The sequence below is a fragment of the Acinetobacter harbinensis genome (genome assembly GCF_000816495.1).
In the GTDB taxonomy this organism is placed as follows: domain Bacteria; phylum Pseudomonadota; class Gammaproteobacteria; order Pseudomonadales; family Moraxellaceae; genus Acinetobacter; species Acinetobacter harbinensis.
Genome location: NZ_JXBK01000001.1, coordinates 706,194 through 725,530 on the forward strand (window position 1 = coordinate 706,194; position 19,337 = coordinate 725,530).

General features: G+C 43.8%; 17 protein-coding genes. 7 read left to right on the forward strand and 10 right to left on the reverse strand.

Features of this window, described 5'->3' with window-relative positions; genetic code table 11:
• The first annotated feature begins 351 nt into the window (after positions 1 to 351).
• The 3 genes from rpsO to SE27_RS03295 all read left to right on the forward strand — a co-directional run bounded on the left by rpsO (position 352) and on the right by SE27_RS03295 (position 4,386).
• Complete coding sequence (rpsO, locus tag SE27_RS03285; protein ID WP_039620832.1) at positions 352 to 621, forward strand: 30S ribosomal protein S15; 270 nt, start codon at positions 352 to 354, stop codon at positions 619 to 621.
• 255 nt (positions 622 to 876) lie between these two features.
• Positions 877 to 2,964 (forward strand): polyribonucleotide nucleotidyltransferase, encoded by a 2,088-nt coding sequence (gene pnp / locus SE27_RS03290; RefSeq protein WP_171160721.1) that lies wholly within the window; start codon positions 877 to 879, stop codon positions 2,962 to 2,964.
• Between the two features lie 186 nt (positions 2,965 to 3,150).
• Positions 3,151 to 4,386, forward strand: a complete 1,236-nt coding sequence (locus tag SE27_RS03295) for a magnesium transporter CorA family protein (protein WP_039620837.1) — start codon at positions 3,151 to 3,153, stop codon at positions 4,384 to 4,386.
• A 122-nt stretch (positions 4,387 to 4,508) separates the two neighbouring features.
• Here SE27_RS03295 and SE27_RS03300 read toward each other — a convergent pair whose 3' ends face one another.
• The 7 genes from SE27_RS03300 to SE27_RS03330 form a co-directional block, all read right to left on the reverse strand.
• Complete coding sequence (locus SE27_RS03300) at positions 4,509 to 4,784, reverse strand: YdcH family protein (RefSeq protein WP_039620839.1); 276 nt, start codon at positions 4,782 to 4,784, stop codon at positions 4,509 to 4,511.
• Between the two features lie 91 nt (positions 4,785 to 4,875).
• The gene (locus SE27_RS03305) at positions 4,876 to 5,214 is read right to left on the reverse strand and encodes a chaperone modulator CbpM (RefSeq protein ID WP_039620841.1); all 339 of its coding nucleotides are present in this window, start codon (positions 5,212 to 5,214) and stop codon (positions 4,876 to 4,878) included.
• Positions 5,215 to 5,224: 10 nt separating this feature from the next.
• Positions 5,225 to 6,190, reverse strand: a complete 966-nt coding sequence (locus tag SE27_RS03310) for a DnaJ C-terminal domain-containing protein (RefSeq protein WP_039620843.1) — start codon at positions 6,188 to 6,190, stop codon at positions 5,225 to 5,227.
• Between the two features lie 144 nt (positions 6,191 to 6,334).
• Positions 6,335 to 6,802: a DUF2147 domain-containing protein gene (locus tag SE27_RS03315; RefSeq protein ID WP_039620846.1), complete on the reverse strand. Its 468-nt coding sequence runs from the start codon at positions 6,800 to 6,802 to the stop codon at positions 6,335 to 6,337.
• Positions 6,803 to 7,146: 344 nt separating this feature from the next.
• Positions 7,147 to 8,022 (reverse strand): Hsp33 family molecular chaperone HslO, encoded by an 876-nt coding sequence (gene hslO / locus SE27_RS03320; protein WP_039620848.1) that lies wholly within the window; start codon positions 8,020 to 8,022, stop codon positions 7,147 to 7,149.
• Positions 8,023 to 8,072: 50 nt separating this feature from the next.
• On the reverse strand, positions 8,073 to 9,914 hold the full coding sequence (locus SE27_RS03325) for a monovalent cation:proton antiporter-2 (CPA2) family protein (protein WP_039620850.1): 1,842 nt from the start codon (positions 9,912 to 9,914) through the stop codon (positions 8,073 to 8,075).
• A gap of 58 nt (positions 9,915 to 9,972) precedes the next feature.
• Positions 9,973 to 12,195, reverse strand: a complete 2,223-nt coding sequence (locus SE27_RS03330; protein WP_039620852.1) for a primosomal protein N' — start codon at positions 12,193 to 12,195, stop codon at positions 9,973 to 9,975.
• A gap of 152 nt (positions 12,196 to 12,347) precedes the next feature.
• Between SE27_RS03330 and gspF the strand changes: the two genes are divergently transcribed.
• The 3 genes from gspF to SE27_RS03345 all read left to right on the forward strand — a co-directional run bounded on the left by gspF (position 12,348) and on the right by SE27_RS03345 (position 14,614).
• On the forward strand, positions 12,348 to 13,553 hold the full coding sequence (gspF, locus tag SE27_RS03335) for a type II secretion system inner membrane protein GspF (protein ID WP_039620854.1): 1,206 nt from the start codon (positions 12,348 to 12,350) through the stop codon (positions 13,551 to 13,553).
• 39 nt (positions 13,554 to 13,592) lie between these two features.
• Positions 13,593 to 14,030: a type II secretion system major pseudopilin GspG gene (gene gspG / locus SE27_RS03340; protein ID WP_039620856.1), complete on the forward strand. Its 438-nt coding sequence runs from the start codon at positions 13,593 to 13,595 to the stop codon at positions 14,028 to 14,030.
• 254 nt (positions 14,031 to 14,284) lie between these two features.
• Positions 14,285 to 14,614, forward strand: coding sequence for a hypothetical protein (locus SE27_RS03345; RefSeq protein WP_039620857.1), 330 nt, complete (start codon positions 14,285 to 14,287; stop codon positions 14,612 to 14,614).
• A 100-nt stretch (positions 14,615 to 14,714) separates the two neighbouring features.
• Here SE27_RS03345 and lnt read toward each other — a convergent pair whose 3' ends face one another.
• Together lnt and SE27_RS03355 are read right to left on the reverse strand one after the other, a co-directional pair.
• Positions 14,715 to 16,274 (reverse strand): apolipoprotein N-acyltransferase, encoded by a 1,560-nt coding sequence (gene lnt, locus SE27_RS03350; RefSeq protein ID WP_039620859.1) that lies wholly within the window; start codon positions 16,272 to 16,274, stop codon positions 14,715 to 14,717.
• Complete coding sequence (locus tag SE27_RS03355) at positions 16,271 to 17,110, reverse strand: HlyC/CorC family transporter (protein ID WP_039620861.1); 840 nt, start codon at positions 17,108 to 17,110, stop codon at positions 16,271 to 16,273. The genes lnt and SE27_RS03355 overlap by 4 nt, the downstream gene beginning before the upstream one ends.
• A 192-nt stretch (positions 17,111 to 17,302) precedes the next feature.
• Between SE27_RS03355 and tusA the strand changes: the two genes are divergently transcribed.
• Complete coding sequence (tusA, locus tag SE27_RS03360) at positions 17,303 to 17,560, forward strand: sulfurtransferase TusA (protein WP_039620863.1); 258 nt, start codon at positions 17,303 to 17,305, stop codon at positions 17,558 to 17,560.
• Positions 17,561 to 17,621: 61 nt separating this feature from the next.
• Here tusA and SE27_RS03365 read toward each other — a convergent pair whose 3' ends face one another.
• Positions 17,622 to 19,334, reverse strand: a complete 1,713-nt coding sequence (locus SE27_RS03365; RefSeq protein ID WP_039620864.1) for an electron transfer flavoprotein-ubiquinone oxidoreductase — start codon at positions 19,332 to 19,334, stop codon at positions 17,622 to 17,624.
• Between the last annotated feature and the right edge of the window lie 3 nt (positions 19,335 to 19,337).

Here is a 19,337-nt window from a genome sequence, read left to right on the forward strand (position 1 = left end):
CAAAAAGCCCAAGCCTCGCTTGGGCTTTTTTTTATGGGAAATAGACATAATGCTGCCGGATAGGCGAAAATGATCAAGGCTGAATCAAACAGATAAGTTTTAAATAAAAAAAATTGCTGCGCTTTAGCCGCTATACTGCAGCTAGGTGCGCAGTGATGATTTTAAAAACAGCGATATACAGCGTCAATGGTCAATCAATTGCGCTAAAAAGATGAAAACCTGTTTCTATTTTTGCAATCATCGGGGTTTTCCCTTAAAATAGTGCACTTGCTGTAGTGATGCACGGCAGTCAATTAAGCAATTAGTTGATTCCTATCATATCTAATTTTTTAAGCATCTCGGAGAAATCGAATGGCTTTAACAAACGCAGATCGCGCAGAGATCATTGCTAAATATGCTCGTGTTGAAAACGACACTGGTTCACCAGAAGTTCAAGTTGCTTTATTGACTGCACAAATCAATGATTTGCAAAGTCACTTTAAAGAACATAAACACGATCATCATAGCCGTCGCGGTTTAATCCGTATGGTTAACCAACGTCGTAAGTTGCTTGATTACCTTAAAGGTAAAGACAGCAGCCGTTACAGCGCTTTGATTGCTGCTTTAGGTTTACGTCGTTAATTCGATTAAACTTATTTTTCGGAAGATTGCATCTTGAATGCTGTCAGACTGGAAAAGAAAGTCTACTTAGCCCTAGGTTAAGTCATGGGAAGGGGCGAACGTTTCGCTCCTTCTTTGCGTCTTTAATTGGTGTTTTGAAAAATCTGGTGAGGTCGGCTTCTAAGCTTTGTCATTTATAGTTACAACTTGGTAATGTGAATGCCAAACCTTAGGGGTCTCCACTAGAATAAAATCAGGAAACAAAAATACATGTCGATGTTTAATATTATTCGTAAAGAATTCCAATACGGTCAACACCAAGTTGTACTTGAAACTGGTCGTGTTGCGCGTCAAGCCAATACTGTTGTAATCACCATGGGCGGCGTAACCGTACTTGTGGCGATTGTGGCTAAACCTACAGCCAAAGCGGGTCAAGACTTTTTCCCATTAACCGTCAACTACCAAGAAAAGCAATATGCTGCGGGTCGTATTCCGGGTGGTTATGGTAAGCGTGAAGGTCGTCAGTCTGAAGCAGAAACTTTAATTTCTCGTCTTATTGACCGTCCAATTCGTCCATTATTCCCAGAAGGTTATTACAACGAAATTCAGGTCACTGCATCGGTTATTTCATCTGATAAAACCATGGATGCTGACATTGCGGCAATGCTCGGTACTTCAGCAGCAATGGCAATTTCGGGTACGCCTTTCCGTGGTCCAATCGCCGGTGCGCGTGTTGGTCTGATCAACGGCGAATATATTCTTAACCCGAACCATGAACAATTAAAAGAAAGTGATTTGGACCTTGTGGTTGCCGGTACAGATTCTGCAGTATTGATGGTTGAATCTGAAGCGAAAGAGCTTTCAGAAGATCAAATGCTCGGTGCAGTACTTTTCGGTCATGACGAAATGCAAATCGCGGTTCAAGCGATTAAAGAATTTGCAGCAGCAGTGGGCGTAACGCCGTCAACTTGGGTTGCACCAAGCAAAAATGAAGCGCTTCTTGCACAGTTAAAAACTGCTTTTGAAGCCAAAGTTTCAGATGCTTATACCATTGCAGTAAAACAAGATCGCTATACAGCGCTAGATGCACTTTATGCTGAAGCTGTTGCCCAATTCGTGCCTGAAAATGACGAAACTGGCATTGCGGATGAAGTAAACGAACTCTTTGAAGATCTAAAATACCGTACTGTACGTGACAATATCTTGTCAGGTAAACCACGTATTGATGGTCGTGATAGCAAAACTGTCCGTGGCTTAGATGTACAAGTGGGCGTGTTAAACCGTGCGCATGGTTCTGCATTGTTCACTCGTGGTGAAACTCAGGCGTTGGTGACAACAACTTTGGGTAACACACGTGATGCCTTGATGGTTGATACTTTGTCAGGTACGAAAACTGATAACTTCATGTTGCATTACAACTTCCCTGCATACTCTGTAGGTGAAACAGGTCGTGAGTCTGGTCCTAAACGTCGTGAAATTGGTCACGGTCGTCTAGCGCGCCGTGGTGTTCAAGCGGTACTTCCACCGGCTGATCGCTTCCCGTATGTGATTCGTATCGTATCGGATATTACTGAATCAAACGGTTCATCTTCAATGGCTTCTGTGTGTGGTGCGTCATTATCCCTCATGGATGCAGGTGTTCCATTGAAAGCGCCAGTTGCCGGTATTGCCATGGGTCTGGTTAAAGAAGGCGAGCGTTTCACCGTTCTGTCTGACATCTTAGGTGATGAAGACCACTTAGGTGATATGGACTTTAAAGTTGCCGGTTCTGCCAATGGTATTACTGCACTTCAAATGGACATCAAGATTGAAGGCATCACTGAAGAAATCATGGAAGCGGCATTAAACCAAGCTTATGCAGGTCGTATGCATATCTTGAATGCCATGAACCAAGTGATTTCACGTGCTCGTCCTGAAATTTCAATGCATGCGCCAACTTTCCAAATCATCAACATCAATCCGGATAAAATTCGTGACGTAATTGGTAAAGGTGGTGCAACCATCCGCGCCATTACTGAAGAAACCAAAGCGGCGATTGATATTGAAGATAACGGTACTGTTCGCGTATTTGGTGAAACTAAAGCGGCTGCAGCTGCTGCGGTTGCTAAAATCCAAGCGCTGACGGCTGAAATTGAACCCGGTACAATCTATATGGGCAAAGTGATCCGTATTGTTGAATTTGGTGCATTTGTTAATATCATGCCAGGTACAGACGGTTTACTGCATATTTCTCAAATCTCTAACGAACGTATTGCCAATGTTGCAGACGTATTGAAAGAAGGTCAGGAAATTAAAGTCCAAGTGGCTGACGTCGATAACCGTGGTCGCATCAAATTGACCATGAAAGATATCGAACAAGTTTAAGACTTTAAGTGCTCACAAAAAGCCCGCGTAATGCGGGCTTTTTGTTACATTAGAGTTTTAAGCGCGGCTATTTTTTAAAAACTAAATACATCACGGCCTTTATTTTTTAAAAAATAGCAGACTTAGGCTGCCAAATTTTATGTCATTCAGCACAACCCGCAGCACTGTGAATAGAGAATTATTTTCATGCAAGTTTATTATTTTTATCGTCATCCGACAGAGCACTATACCTTTGTAGAAAAACAGCCACAGGCAGACATGCTGCATGATTTTATTTGGCTGGATTGCACGCGTGAAGATGTGGTGAATCAGGTGGATGCTTGGCAAGAAAAAGTGTGCTTACATGCCAATTTGGCCATCAATGAATTTCATTTGCGCGATATTTTAAACCTCGAGCATCCATGCGCTTTTGACAGTATGGAAGATTATCATCTACTGATCTTTCGTAAATTGATTACTCCGGATGATGAAATACAAACCGGTGAACAAGCGCTGGAACAGCATGAAGAAGTCTTTGGTTTGGCCACCACGCCCATCAGTTTTATTCTTACCCCGCAAGTGCTGATTACCGTGCGTGAACAAGGCAATAAAGCCATGGAAAATTATATTTCACGTTTTGAAACTAATTTTTTGCGTGTGGCACAAGAACAAAATAAATTACGCAAAGTGCCTGTGACACCACTCGATTTATGCTTAAGGCTATTAAACAGTATTGTCGATGGCTATTTAGATTTACGCGTACCGTTAACGCGGCGCGTAGAGTTTTGGCAACAAGAACTGCTGCAAGGACATCGACGATTTACCCGTTGGAATCAGTTGCTACAAGAAAGCATGTCGTTTGAGCAAGTGGAAAATTTATGTGAAGAGCAAATTGATGCCCTACAAGAATTACGCGATGAAACGGTCGATGATTACGCACATTTAAAACAAAAAAAGAAAGCCGAGCGCCGCGATATTGTTTTGGTGCGAATGGATGACTTGGTCAGTCACGTAGAGCGCATCCAAAAACACACCACACGACTACGCGCTTCAATTCGTGCCGCCATGGATTTACACTTTTCTGCCATTGCCAATCAGACCAATGAAAATATGCGTATTTTGGCCATTATTACGGCCATTTTTGCGCCTTTAACCCTGCTAACCGGTATTTATGGCATGAACTTTGAGTTTATTCCGGGCTTGAAGTCGCCGACAGGTTTTTGGAGTATGTTGGCGGTGATGCTACTGACCACCGGCTTATTGGTCTATTATTTTTATCGTCGCCATTTGGTGGGGCGTGGTGAAAAAAGCGTAATTGATTTGTTGGCACAAGAACACAAAGATCAGCGCATCAATCTGTTTTGGTTCTTAGACTCTGAACCGCTCAAGCAATCGGTGAAAAACACGTTAAAAGAAGTGGAAAAGATCACCAAGCTGAAATAAAGCCCTCTACTGGCACAAGTTTCTTATCAGAGATTTTTTAGATCTCAATCAGAGCCAAACCTGTGTAAGGCTGTATTTCAGCATGAATGATCGTTAAAAGCCATTCGTTTGGCTTTAGACTTTTATGTGGTTAAATCACTCGAGGGTACGGTTTTGTTTAAGATCTGATAGATCTCATCTTTTAGTTTTAGTTTTTTACGCTTCATTAACTCAATGTCATCATTGATATTGATTAAATGAACAGGATTCAGCTCCAATTGGGCAATTTCTTTGTCGAGTTGTTCATGCTTTTCAAATAGTTTGGCAAAGTGTGGATCATCATGACGCAGTTGATGGATCAATTCTTGATGTTCAGGAAACATCTTCTTCACTTTTTTATTACATTCTTTAATTTTCATAAGCCTACATTATTCTCACAAAATTGAAGGTGAGCGAAAACACAACCTTCATGTGGTTTAAGGTCAGTCTGATGAGTGAGTCAAACTGCAATTAAGCATCTTTAAAATCCAGATGTTTGACCTGTTTGCGTAAATGTTGCACTTCATCAATCAAGTCCAGCATCATCGCCACAGCTGAAAAGCTGGCATCAAAATCGCGTTGTAAACGATAAGCACGGCGCGCACGAGAAACATCATCACCAAAAAATTGATGAATACGTTCTTCAGGACGGGTGTGCAAAATATCGTATTCCAGCAGTTGTAATACCCATTCTGGGCTCTGCCCGCAGGCATCGGCAAAATGTCTTAAATCAAAACTATGATGCTCATCGACAATTTCGCCATGATTAAAGCCATCACAGATAATTTCACGATAATGAATAACGGTCATGATTTTCTCCTTAAGCATTGCGCGGCTTAAAATCAGCAAAGGCATCTGCAAATGCTTGATAAGCCTGTTGATCGTGTTCAGTATGCGCCGGCGGATAAACCACGTTTAAGACCAAAAATAGATGTCCCGGCGTTTTGCTGGGAATACCATGATTTTTTAAACGCAGTTGCTGCCCCGTTTTAGTGTTTTTGGGTAGATTAACCTGAACTTTTTTACCTTCAACCGTGACCACCTCAATACTTTGGCCCAGTGCAGCTTCCCATGGGGCAATATGAACGGTGTAATAAATATCGGTCCCTTCAACGCGAATACGCTCGGTATCTTTATAGTGAATCTCAATATACAGATCACCATTTTTACCGCCATTGATGCCGCTTTGGCCCTGTCCAGACAAGCGAATCGATTGGCCTTGTTTCATGCCTTTGGGGATTTTAACCTGTAAGGTCTTACGTTGAACCTCTGCTTCGCCGTAAGCATTTAAGGTTGGAATTTGTAAAGTAATTTGCTGTGTGGTGCCATGATAAGCCACATCAATATCGACTTCGATACTGGCGTGCTGGTCTTCACCTTGATAACTACGCTGCTGCTGGTTTTGGCGATGTTGCTGTTGGTATTGATAATCTGAGCCACCAAAACCTGAACCAAAACGGCCAAACAGGTCTTCAAAACCACTAAAATCGGCTTGTTGTTGACCTGCGCCTTGACGATGAAATTGACTACTGTCAAAGCCTCCGGCACCACTATGCGCGCCCGAAAAGGCTTGTGGATGATCCAACTCAAAATCATATTCTGTTTTTTTATCGGCTTTACTTAAAGTTTCATAGGCCACATTAATGGCTTGCATTTGTTCTTCTGCATCAGCTTCTTTGCTGAGGTCGGGATGATATTTCCGAGCCAATTTTCGATAGGCTTTCTTGATTTGGTCTGGTGTGGCATCACGTGTGATGCCAAGAACTTCATAATGATTTTTAGACATAAAATTAGAAGCTAAAATGGCGATGTATTCACCATACTAGGTCTTTTATCGAATTGAAATAGTGTAGATCTGTAGGTTATTGTTTCAAATCATGACAGAAAAAAAGGCCCCAAAATTGGGGCCTTTAAAAAATCATGAATAATATCAATATTTAATCCATGTGACACTACGTCCAATGACGGACACACCGACATAACCACGCAGATTTAAATGTCTACCACTTGAACTCAGGCGCGCTTTGCCCTTATAAACTTTGCCGCTAATTGGATCGAGTACACGACCATCAACAAATTCGTGTGGATTTTCTGCATTTTGTTTAAAGCCCCAAATAAAAGGCAGACCAATAAATGCTTTGTCTTTTAGGTTGCCTGGACATTTGGTGCAGGTGATAATTTTTTCTGAGCCCGGAATATTACGCGTGGCAACAATCACACCCTCATAGGTACCATCAGGCTTTTTACTGACTTCAACATCAGCGCGAGAATAACCGGTACGATCGTCAATGGTCTTCCATTTTCCCACCAACGGATCATTTTCATTGTCAGCAAAACTGAATGAAGAAAGTGTGGCTAAAATGATTCCCGCACATAAACTGCGATATAAATTCTTCATTAATTTCCCCTTTAAATGAAATATTTTATAGTTTTAGAGTAAAACGCCTAATTTATAACGACAAACACTTACAAAATCAACTGATTAAAAAGCCAAGCAATTGGCGTAAATAATTAATTATGATGATTGATTTGAATTCTGTGTTACTAAGTGTTAACAGGGTTTGTTTAATAACAGGCAAGAGCTGCTGAAAATAAGACGAATTATCTTTATTCTTGCTCAGATTCAGGCCAAACCGCTTAAGCACACAGTAGCGCGAACAGCTAGAGAGCTTTTATCCGACATTATGTTTTTAAAATCAAAAAAAGAGCAGCGTCTGGCTGCTCTGTTGAAACGATATGGGCTTAACTTAAATGTTTACCAAATAAACCCAAGGCTTCTTCGGCGGTAAAGGTATAGCGTGTGCTACAGAATTGACAATCCATGGTAATGGGATTTTGAAATTCTAAAGTTTCACGTACTGCCTCTGCACCAATGTGAATCAATGCATTAGCACAGCGGTCTTTAGAGCACGTACAACCAAATGACAATAGTTCAACTTCAGGTAAGCGAACTTCTTCTTCGTTATACAAACGATAGAGAATTTCGGTGGCATCTAGTTCAATCAATTCTTGTGCTTTTAAGGTTTCAGTCAATAGCGTCAGACGTGGCCATAGATCTTCATCGACACGTTGCTGTTCTTCTTCACTGTTACGCGGTAACAATTGAATCAGTAGTCCACCTGCGCGCTGTGCTGTACTGGCCAAGCGAATTTTGGTGGGGATTTGTGCCGATAGATCATAATACTGCATTAAGCAACCCGCCAAGGTATCACGCTCGAGCGCAATAATACCTTGATAGCGTTCACCCACTTCCGGCTCAATATTAATAAACAGCACAGGACTAACCAAGGCTTTTAATACCGTGCTGCTGTCTGTGCCTTCGGCAAAGCGCGGATCTTCTTGGTAATCTGCAGAGGCACGTAATTGGCCCAAATGATCACATTCGGCCATCGCCCATTTGAAGGTGCCTGCCGCTTGAATTTGCAGACTAATCCGGCCTTTGATTTTCAATGTACTGGCCAATAATGCTGTGGCACTGAGCATTTCACCCAACAAAACCTCAATGGCTTGCGGATAGTCACGCTGCGCAAGAATAGTTTGTAACACTTTTTCTAAATGCACCACTTCACCACGGATCGGGCAATCTTCAATGTAAAAGCGTTGACGTAATTCAGACATAAATTTCTCCAATAGCCGGTGTTAATGGTGTCAACATTGTAAAACACAAGCTAGTTATGCTCATCTCTTGTGACATCAATGCGTTGCTGTTCTAAACCGCGTTTTAAATTGACCCCGGTGGGTTCTTGACGAATCTGCGCATCACTTTCAAATAAGTGTTGCAGTTCCGCCAATGCATTGCGGTGGGTCTCATAGACTTTTTGTTCATCGGTATAGACGTGCTGTTGTTGTAACAACAATTTTTCGTCGTAATCACGAAACAGTTCAATGCTTTTATAGGCATCCGCTTCACTAATGTCCAGTTCACGTAAGGCGCGATAGGCCATACCTAACGAGGATAAATAGTTTTCACGCCAAATATGTTGCACGCCTAAATCACGCAGCAAATGCACATGATAACGGTCACGTGCGCGAACCAACAGTTTTAACGACGGATAATTCAGCCGAATATGCCGCGCCACATTCATACAATCTTCAATGTCATCAATGGCCAAGATAAAAACTTTGGCATGTTCAATGCCCGCAGAACGTAAAATGTCCGGTTGTGTGACATCGCCATAGTATAGCGTACCGCCATAATTGCGCACAAAATCGACTTTATCAATACTGCTGTCAATTGCGGTAAACGGCTGATGCTGTAAATGGGCAATCCGTGCAATGGTCTGTCCAAAACGGCCAAAGCCAGCAATAATCATGGGATTATGGCTGTCCGGAATTTCGTCATAAACCGGCGCTTGCTCGGGATCAATTAATGGAATGATCCATCTGCTGACCAGCCAATAGGCGATTGGGGTCAGCACCATAGACAAAGTCACAATTAAGGTCAATGGCTGCGAGACAACTTGTGTGATGACTTTTTCACTGCTAGCAACTTTTAAAATCACAAAGGCAAATTCTCCGCCTTGTGCCAAACACACAGCCAGCATTAAGCTGTTGCGCCATGAGTATTTTAAATAACGCGCAATCGCGGTTAAGCTCATACTTTTGACCAGCATTAAAATGAGCGCACTGCCGATAATTAACGCCGGCTTATCCACCAACAACGACAAAGAGGTGGTCATGCCGACGGTCATAAAAAATAGCCCCAGCAGCAACCCTTTAAACGGCGCAATACTGGCTTCGAGTTCATGCCGGAATTCAGAGTCTGCCAACAACACGCCGGTTAAAAATGCCCCCAAAGTCATGCTGATGCCCAAGACATCCATCAGTGTGACCACACCCAAGACAATAAATAAGCCGACTGCGGTAATCAGTTCATGCGCGCCACTTTTGGCCACAAAGCGAAAAAAGGGTCGCATCATATAACGACTAAACAGGAACAGACCGCTAAAGGTCGCCACAATGGCGGCGAAATAAGCCATACCATGATGATTGGACTGCGTACCGGCAAGGATTGGAATGATGGCCAATAAAGGAATCGCGGCGATATCTTGAAACAGTAAAACGGCAAAGGATTGTTGCCCAAACGTGGTGTTGAGCTGTTGTTTTTCCGCCAGCAATTGTAAGACAAAGGCGGTAGAGGATAAGGCCAATGCCGTGCCAATCACGAAGCTCGCAGCAATGCCTTGTTGCCAGACCAAAAATGCCAACACGGCCAAAATCATCGCGCTCATGCCGACCTGTAAGCTGCCCATTAAAAAAATCGATTTACGCATTTCCCACAAGCGCTGCGGTCTGAGCTCTAAACCGATAATGAACATTAATAAAATAACGCCATAGTCGGCCAGTCCTTGGATGGCGGCGGAGTCACTGGCAATATTGAGTACGCTGGGGCCAAGTAAAATGCCGGTAAACAAATAACCGAGTACCGTAGCAATACCAAAACGTTTGGCCAGTGGCACCAACAGCAAAGAGGCACCCAAGAAAATGGTGATTTGTAACAGTTGCGACATCAGCCGGTCCTAAAATTTATTTTAATCGTCAAAATTGAAGCCAACGCGGTAATTTACGTTAGCTGAGTTCCTGAGGATCGATATCCAAGGTCAGTTTCATGGTTGAGGGCTTTTGATGCAACATATTTTGCCACCATGCACGCAGATAAAAGTGTAGCCGCGCACGGTCGGTGGACAACAGCACCATATGTGCCTGATAACGTCCCGCTTTACGTTCCATTGGCGCAGGAATTGGCCCCCAAATATCAATCAAATTTTCTGAGATCTCTCTTAAGGCTTGCGCATGTTGCTGTAAAAAGGCTTGGTTTTGGGCTTGGTCTTTCGATTCACAGCGAATCAGTGCAGCATAACGAAAGGGTGGCAGCTGCGCGGCTTGACGCTCTTTTAAAGTTTGTTGGGCAAAATGTCGATAATCTTGCTGAATTAAGGTATTCAACAGGGGATGATCGGGGCGTAAGGTTTGTAGATACACATCACCTTTATGCTCACCGCGTCCTGCACGGCCTGAGACTTGCACAATCAATTGCGCAGTCCGTTCTGTGGCACGAAAGTCGACACTGAGTAAACCTGAGTCAATATCTAAGATAGCCACCAAGGTTACATAGGGAAAGTGATGTCCTTTGGCCAGCATTTGCGTGCCGAGTAAAATAATTGGTTCACTTTTTTGAATTTTGTCATAAATTTTTTGCCAACTGCCGACCCGACTGGTAGAGTCGCGATCGACCCGAATCACCTCAAAATTCGGGAACAGTTGCTGTAAGCGTTCTTCGACTTTGGCCGTACCCAACCCAATGGGTTTTAGTTCGGCATGTTGGCACTGTGGGCAATGCTCTGGCATGCGATGAATGGTGCCGCAGTGATGACAATGCAAGTGCTGATACGGCACACGATGCACGGTGAAATTGGCATCACAATGTGGACATTTGGCTTGCCACGCACAGCTTTCGCAAATCAGCACCGGTGCATAGCCGCGGCGATTTAAAAACACCAACACTTGTTCTTTTTTATCCAAGCGTTTTTGAATTTCATCCATTAACTGCTGACTGATGCCATTTTGTTTTTGTGCAATTTTTAAATCAATCAAATGCACTTTCGGCATCACGGCAATTCCAGCACGCTGATTGAGTTGTAAGTGGGTCATCTTCCCAGCTTGCACCAAGGCATAGCTTTCAATACTGGGCGTGGCCGTCCCCAAGACAATCGGGCAACCTGCAAGATGTGCGCGGTACAGCGCCACATCACGTGCATGATAGCGAAAGCCTTCTTGTTGTTTAAAGGACAGATCATGTTCTTCATCTAACACAATCAGGCCTAAATTGGGGAGCGGCGTATAAATGGCCGAACGGGTACCCAAAATAATCGAGGCTTTGCCGGTTTGCGCCGCTTGCCAAGCTTGTAAGCGTTTCGAGTCATTTAAACCAGAATGCAGCAGCACTATATTGCCGTGAAAACGCGATTGAAAACGACTGATGGTTTGCGGAGTCAGCCCAATTTCAGGCACTAACACCAAGACCTGTTTGCCTTGTTGCAACACGTGTTGCATGATTTGCAAATACACTTCCGTTTTGCCACTGCCGGTTAAACCATCGAGTAAAAAAGCCTGATATTTTTTGGCGCTTTTAATCACTTGTTGAATGGCGTGCTTTTGTTCGTCATTGGCTGTTAGTGGCATTTGCGCCAAACTGATGGCTTGCGGAGTGAAATCTTGATCCTCTAACACACAGGCAACAATGGCTTTTTTTTCTAAGGCTTTCAGCGTCGCAGTTTCTATGCCGGCCAAATTTAAGATGTTTTCTGTGGTTCCACTGGGATGTAGTTTCAGAATTTTATAGGCATCTTGTTGTTTGATTGAGCGGCTAACTTTAGATTCAGCCTTTAAATCCAAGACTTTCCACATGCGTGCCAATAAATTATACGGTTTGCCTTGGCGTAAAAAAGTGGGTAAAGCACTTTGAAACACTTCACCCATTGGGAATTGGTAATACTGCGCTGACCATGTCAATAGGTTGAGAATAGTCTGATCTAAAATGGCCTGTTCATCGAGCAATTCGGTGATGGCTTTGAGTTTAAACCGTGGATCGATAGGCGCATCGAAAGGCAGCTTTTCCACAATAATCCCTATCAAATTTTGCCGCCCAAAAGACACCGCAACACGTGCGCCAACTTCGGCTTGTTGATATTGTTCGGCCGTTAATGTGTAATCAAAACAGTCGTAAACATGCACAGCGACCGCTACGCGAATACGATACAGATCGGGGGGAGTGGTGCTAGAATTTGGCATAAATAAAGGGCAAAGTGTCCTAATCAAATTTCGTCGTGCTCAAGATCGAGTTATGTTAAAGTGAGCACGTCATTTATAGTAAAGAATATGAATGATTTTAGTGGTCAGACGCAACAGCGCTGAAGTAAATTTTAGAAAACTAGAGCATCATAATGCCTGCATATCAATTTACTGCCATTGATGCTTCAGGGAAGCAACAACAAGGCGTGTTAGAAGGGGATTCTGCCCGTCAGATTCGTCAACAGCTCCGCGACAAGGCCTTGGTTCCGGTCATGGTCCATCCCGTTGAGCAAAAAGATAAGCAACACGCCCAAGGATGGTGGCAAAAGAAAATCACGGCCTATGATCTGGCCTTGTTTACCCGTCAACTGTCCGTGTTGGTGGCCGCCGCAATTCCATTAGAAGAAGCGCTACGTGCGGTAGGCAAACAAAATGAAAAAGCCCATGTACAAAATTTATTGATGTCCGTGCGCTCCAAAGTCATGGAAGGGCATTCTTTGGCCAGTGCATTACAGCAATCTGGCCGTTTACCTGATTTATATATTGCCACCATTGCCGCCGGTGAGCGCTCGGGTCATCTTGATTTAATTCTCGATCAATTGGCAGATTACACCGAAAACCGCTTTGCCATGCAAAAGAAAGTGCAAGGCGCGATGATTTATCCGATTATCTTAATGCTGATGTCGTTTGCCATTGTGATGGGCTTGATGACCTATGTGGTGCCCGACATCGTTAAAACCTTTGATCAAAGTAAAGGTGCGCTGCCTTGGATCACGGTAGTCTTGATGAAAGCCAGTGAATTTATTCGTGTGGCGTGGCCTTTTTTATTGGTATTTAGCGTGTTGGGCTTTGCATTGTTGGGGCGTTTTTTAAACACTACGGCGGGGCATTACGCTTTTGACCGAATGACGTTAAAATTACCCTTGTTGGGTAAATTGTCGCGCGGTATTAATGCAGCACGTTTTGCCAGTACCTTGTCTATTTTAACCCAGTCCGGTGTACCCTTGGTCGATGCACTTAAAATTGGCGCAGCGGTAAGCAACAACTGGGTGATTCGTGATGCTGTCAACGTGGCAGCGGAACGTGTGACCGAAGGGGGGAATTTGGCCAGCCAATTGGAGCGCTGTGGTTATTTCCCACCGATGATGGTACAAATGATCAAAAGTGGTGAGGCCTCCGGTGAGCTGGATCGTATGCTCGAACGTGCGGCCACCATGCAAGACCGTGAAGTAACCACCTTAATTTCAACTTTACTGGCGCTGCTTGAACCGTTAATGTTGGTGGTGATGGCCAGTATTGTGTTGGTGATTGTAATTGCGGTCATGCTGCCGATTGTCAATATGAACAACATGATTTAACAGCATTTTATAAAGATAAAAATTTTGCGAGAGCGTGTTATGCAAGGAAAAAGATATCAAGCCCCACAGTCCGGTTTTACCCTGATTGAAGTGATGGTGGTGATTGTGATTTTAGGTGTCTTGGCGGCATTGATTGTACCGAATGTGATGGGCCGTGGTGAAAAAGCCAAAGTCGATACCACGGCCATTACTCTAAAAGGTGTGGCGGGTGCGTTAGATCAGTACAAATTGGACAATAACAAATATCCATCTATGCAAGATGGTGGCTTGGATGCATTAATCAATCAACCGGCTTCTGCAAAAAATTGGATGCAGGGCGGCTATGTAAAAGGTGGCTATCCAAAAGACAGTTGGGACAATGATATTCAATATATTATTCCGGGTGCCGAAGGTCGTCCTTTTGACTTATATTCCTTTGGCGCCGATGGCAAAGACGGCGGTGAAGGTACCGATGCCGATATTTTTTATCAGCCTTAAGCCTTGCTGAATTCCTGCCCTGCGTTGTAGCGTTTAAGATGCAGTGCAGGAATTTGATCTTGTGGTAAAACACAATAAAATAATGATTTTAAATAAATTAATATAATTTTTGCAATTCCGTCTTGAGGATCAACATGATTCGCATATTCGATGGTTACAACAATTCAGGGCCAGCTCTTTAAAATAGCTGAGTGCAGGCGATAAAAATTTGCATACTGTGCTGTAGGGCATTGTTTTGCCTGCTGGAGAAGACCATGAAAGCACTGATTATCAATGATGAGATCTATCAACTGCATTGGGCGATGCTGAAATCGGTGGTCTTTATTCTGACTTTACTGCCGATCAGTCAGAGCCTGTTAACGCTCTGGCATGCCACTCAAGGCAGCAGTCAAATTATGCTGGGCTTTTTTGCCGTCAGTCTATTTGGTACATTTTCAGTGTTATGTTTTTATTCAGCCTTAAAAGTCAGCGTCTTTCAATTTAATCTGCAACAAATTTCAGCTTTTAAAGTGCAACTGTTAAAAATTTATTGTGCTGTTCCGATGCTATTTTTAGCCAGCATTTTGTGTTATCTGGTCATTTAATTAAACAATAACAAGAAAAAAACCGAGGCAGAGCACTCGGTTTTTTTAGGTTGCATCCTACGTCATCGCGGTTGCTGGGCAAAAGCATGACACAGCATTATTAACGCCGTGATTTAAAGGATACATCCACTGTGCGCGGTCGATATATCCAGCCCAACAACAACAGCAGCAGTGAAAAAGCTAAAATTGGCCAATCACTCAAACGCATATATAAGGTTTGCCCTTGCATTGCAGGCAGTTCGCCGCGCAGTACTGCGGTTTGATCGGTGGGTGCTTGTTTCACAATATGCCCGTGATGGTCAATAAAGGCCGTCACACCGGTGTTGGTGGCCCGAATAAACCAACGGCCATTTTCTTTGGCACGCATTTGTACCATTTGTAAATGTTGCCAAGGGCCTGCGGTACCGGTAAACCATGCATCATTCGACACCGTCACCAAATAATCACTTTGACTGGCATTACGGCGTGTCAAGTTTGGATAAGCCACTTCATAGCAAATCGCGGCACCCAAATGGTGGTTTTTAATGGCCAGTGGCGGTTGCTCACGTGAGCCACGAGAAAAACCGCTCATCGAAGGATCATTTTGTAAGGCCGGTAACACCCAACTGAGCCAGCCAGACAGCGGAATATACTCGCCAAAGGGTACTAAACGCTGCTTGTTATAGCGTCCATGGGCTTCATCGCCTAAAGCCATAATACTGTTGTAATAGACTGGATGCTGTTCAATTGCTGATTGTTCTAAATCCCAATAGGGTAGACCCGTGACCCATGCCGTGCCGGTTTTATCGGCCTGCGCTTTCATGGCGGCTAAAAATGGCTCAATATCGGTTTGGAACATTGGAATAGAGGATTCTGGCCAAACAATTAAATCACGGCCCCATTCAGTACGGCTTAAATTGGCATAAATCAATAAGGTCTTAACTTGATATTCGGTCAGCCATTTTAAGTCTTGCGGAATATTGCCTTGGATTAATGACACAGACAGGGGCTTTTCATCTTTGGCTTCAACAAAGTTAAGATAAGATGCCGCCCATGCACCAATCAGCAGTACTGCTGCAGGCACCAGCCAGAACAGGCGTTTATTTAAAATTTCAACCAGCGCACAGGCCAGTATAATCGCCACAAATGAGACGCCAAAAATCCCAAACAACGGTGCATAGTTATCCAGTAAGCGTTCGGTAAAGGCGTAACCGACAAATAACCATGGAAATCCGGTAAAGACCCAAGTTTTTGCCCATTCAAAAAATACCCACAGCGGAGCAAAGGTCAATGGCGTTTCAGGGAAAAATCGGCGATAGAGCCATGTTTGTAAGGCACTAAATAAACCCATTAACAAGGCCATGGCCACAATCATCAAGACACTTAAAACGGCATTGGTGTCGCCATAGACATGAATTGAGGTATAGAGCCAAAATGCCCCGACAACCCATAAACCAAAGCCATAAGCCCAACCGATAAAAAAGGCTTGGCGTGCTGAGCGTTGACGCAGGCAGGCATACAATAAAGCCGGTGACAATATTGCCAGCCACCAATAATGATACGGTGCCAAGGCAAAACTAAATATGGCACCGGAAAATAACGAAATTAAAAATGGATAGATAAATGGCAGTTGTTTTTGTGGCTCATGAGACGCAAGCAGCTTATTAAAATAAGTTCTCATTTCTGCACAGCTCGAATCAGATGAATACTGCGTGCATCGGCCTCGATAATAGTGAATTGCCAATTCTCAAGTTCAATCACTTGCCCTTGTAAATCACTGACCAAACCCATTTCTTGTAGCAATAAACCGCCAACGGTTTCTACTTCATCGTCAGAAAATTCAGCATTTAAGATACTGTTAAAGTATTCAATTGGGGTAAGTGCCTGTACCAACCACGTATTTGGGGTTTGGGCTTCACTGTCCGGAATAATGAACTGCGCTTCTTCATCGGCAGTATCATGTTCATCTTCAATTTCACCGACAATTTCTTCTAAAATATCTTCTAATGTCACCACGCCAGAGGTGGTGCCATATTCATCAATCACCACAGCAATATGGGTTTGGGTGTTTTTTAACATGCGCAGAACCTGATCGGAGCGCGCACTTTCCGGCACAAAAATCGGCTGACGCATCAACGCACGAATATCGACTTTATTGGTCGGTTCAGTTAAATACGGCAGTAAATCCTTGGCCAGCAAAATACCGACCACGTTATCCGGCTGATCGGATGAAAAGACAGGGAAGCGCGAATGCGCAGACTCGACCAAAGTATGTAAAATATCGAGTAATTGATCATCTTCTTGTAAGCTGATCATGGATGTTCGCGGGGTCATTACCTCGCGCACTTTGGTGGCCGGAAGGTCAAGTACCCCTTCAAGCATGGCAACAGTATCGGGTTCTAAAAAACGACGTGAATCTTGTACTAATTTTAGCAGCTCGTCGCGAGTCTCGGGTGCTGTGCTTAACCATTTGCGTAAGCCGCGCATGCCCCACGACGGGCCTGATTCCTCTTGCATGATCTTTCCTGAAGACACTTATTATCTAAAAAAACGAATTTTATCATACCTTAGAAAATATAGATGTCTATCTCTAAAATAGCGCTCATTTGTGCCTAAATTGCTACACATTTTATGCCGTTAAGTAAAAGAAAAAGATGTCATTTCACTTTATGTTAAAATAGGCAGGATTTTTTAATACCGAGTTGCCCGATGTCTGAACTGCTTGTTACGCCTACTCTTCAGTTAAATACCCGTGGACTACGTTGTCCGGAACCGGTGATGATGTTGCATCAAGCGATTCGCAAATCAAAATCAGGTGAGGTGGTGGAAGTGTTTGCCACCGACAATTCTACCTCTTGGGATATACCCAAGTTTTGCATGCATTTGGGCCATGAATTGCTGTTACAAGAAGAATATTTAGACGAAGCTGGACATAAAGAGTTTCATTATTTAGTGCAAAAAGGTTAAACGCTTGCAGCTGAAATTATAAAAAATCCCCGCACAAGCGAGGATTTTTTTATGGCTCAAATTACATATTTGGATAATTTGGACCGCCACCACCTTCAGGGGTTACCCAAGTGATGTTTTGTGATGGATCTTTAATGTCACAGGTCTTACAGTGTACACAGTTGGCCGCGTTAATCTGGAAGCGTTTTGAGCCATCATCATTTTCCATAATTTCATACACACCCGCTGGGCAGTAACGCTGCGCCGGTTCATCCCATTTCGGTAAATTCACATTGACTGGAATAGATGGATCGGTGAGTTTTAAATGTGCTGGCTGGTTTTCTTCATGGACAGTATTCGACACAAATACAGACGATAAACGGTCAAACATCAGCTTGCCATCCGCTTTTGGATAGGTTGGCTTAAAGTGAACGGCATCGACGGTTTTTAATGCACCAAAGTCAGTCACCAAGTCATGCAAGGTAAACGGAACTTTAAACACGTTTTGGTCGATGAAGTTAAAGGCACCGCCCATCCATTGACCAAACTTGTGCATGGCTGGGCCAAAGTTACGTGAGTTATATAACTCTTCTTTCAGCCAGCTGTTGTTGAATTTATCGGTATAGGCGGTCAATTCTTTGGCAAAGAAATCTTCACCTTCCGTGACACGGCCCACAGCCAATTCACCACCTTTTGCTACACCGGCAGCAATGGCTTCAAACACCGCTTCACCGCACAACATGCCAGATTTCATGGCAGTATGTGAGCCTTTGATTTTGGCAAAGTTTAAGAAGCCAGCATCATCACCGATCAGTGAACCACCGGGGAAGGTAAACTTCGGCAGTGAGTTAAAACCACCTTTGGTCACAGCGCGTGCGCCATAAGACAGGCGTTTACCGCCTTCTAAATACTGTTTAATCAGCGGATGGGTTTTCCAGCGCTGCATTTCCATAAACGGATACATATGTGGATTTTGATACGATAAATCGACAATCATCCCCATGGTCACTTGGTTGTTTTCAGCGTGATATAACCACCAACCGCCTGAAGAACCGGTTTCAGTCAGCGGCCAACCTGCACCGTGCATCACCAAACCTGGCTGATGCTTGGCTGGATCAATTTCCCATAATTCTTTAATGCCAATACCGTAGTGTTGCGGATCGGCGTCTTGATCTAAGTTGTATTGCGCAATCAGGCGTTTCCCTAAATGACCACGGCAACCTTCAGCAAAAATGGTGTATTTGGCATGCAGCTCGTAACCCGGTGCAAAGTTATGCGTCGGTTGGCCATCTTTACCGATGCCCATATCGCCAGTTTGAATACCTTTCACCGCGCCATCAGCATGGTACAGAATTTCAGAGGCAGCAAAGCCAGGGAAGATAGACACTTCTAATTCTTCCGCTTTGGTGCCTAACCAGCGCACCACGTTGCCCAATGACACCACATAGTTGCCATCATTGTGCATGGTTTTTGGCACCATCCAATGTGGCGCTTCTTGTGATTTTTCATCGGAAAGCAAGAAAAAGGTTTTATCTTGTGTGACAGGGACATTTAATGGTGCGCCTTGTTCTTTCCAATCGGGAAAGAGTTCATGCATTGCACGTGGTTCAAGCACCGCACCAGATAAAATGTGTGCACCAACTTCAGAGCCCTTTTCCACGACACAAACGGATAAATCTGGAAGATTGTTTTCAATTGCAAGTTGACGGATTTTGATTGCCGCGGAAAGGCCAGCAGGGCCTGCACCAACGATAACCACGTCAAACTCCATCGATTCACGTTCGATGTGTTCCATGTA

Coding starts and splice junctions, on each gene's coding strand:
- rpsO (WP_039620832.1), top strand. CDS start 352: ATGGCTTTAACAAACGCAGATCGCGCAGAGATCATTGCTAAATATGCT.
- pnp (WP_171160721.1), top strand. CDS start 877: ATGTTTAATATTATTCGTAAAGAATTCCAATACGGTCAACACCAAGTT.
- SE27_RS03295 (WP_039620837.1), top strand. CDS start 3,151: ATGCAAGTTTATTATTTTTATCGTCATCCGACAGAGCACTATACCTTT.
- SE27_RS03300 (WP_039620839.1), bottom strand. CDS start 4,784: ATGAAAATTAAAGAATGTAATAAAAAAGTGAAGAAGATGTTTCCTGAA.
- SE27_RS03305 (WP_039620841.1), bottom strand. CDS start 5,214: ATGACCGTTATTCATTATCGTGAAATTATCTGTGATGGCTTTAATCAT.
- SE27_RS03310 (WP_039620843.1), bottom strand. CDS start 6,190: ATGTCTAAAAATCATTATGAAGTTCTTGGCATCACACGTGATGCCACA.
- SE27_RS03315 (WP_039620846.1), bottom strand. CDS start 6,802: ATGAAGAATTTATATCGCAGTTTATGTGCGGGAATCATTTTAGCCACA.
- hslO (WP_039620848.1), bottom strand. CDS start 8,022: ATGTCTGAATTACGTCAACGCTTTTACATTGAAGATTGCCCGATCCGT.
- SE27_RS03325 (WP_039620850.1), bottom strand. CDS start 9,914: ATGTCGCAACTGTTACAAATCACCATTTTCTTGGGTGCCTCTTTGCTG.
- SE27_RS03330 (WP_039620852.1), bottom strand. CDS start 12,195: ATGCCAAATTCTAGCACCACTCCCCCCGATCTGTATCGTATTCGCGTA.
- gspF (WP_039620854.1), top strand. CDS start 12,348: ATGCCTGCATATCAATTTACTGCCATTGATGCTTCAGGGAAGCAACAA.
- gspG (WP_039620856.1), top strand. CDS start 13,593: ATGCAAGGAAAAAGATATCAAGCCCCACAGTCCGGTTTTACCCTGATT.
- SE27_RS03345 (WP_039620857.1), top strand. CDS start 14,285: ATGAAAGCACTGATTATCAATGATGAGATCTATCAACTGCATTGGGCG.
- lnt (WP_039620859.1), bottom strand. CDS start 16,274: ATGAGAACTTATTTTAATAAGCTGCTTGCGTCTCATGAGCCACAAAAA.
- SE27_RS03355 (WP_039620861.1), bottom strand. CDS start 17,110: ATGCAAGAGGAATCAGGCCCGTCGTGGGGCATGCGCGGCTTACGCAAA.
- tusA (WP_039620863.1), top strand. CDS start 17,303: ATGTCTGAACTGCTTGTTACGCCTACTCTTCAGTTAAATACCCGTGGA.
- SE27_RS03365 (WP_039620864.1), bottom strand. CDS start 19,334: ATGGAACACATCGAACGTGAATCGATGGAGTTTGACGTGGTTATCGTT.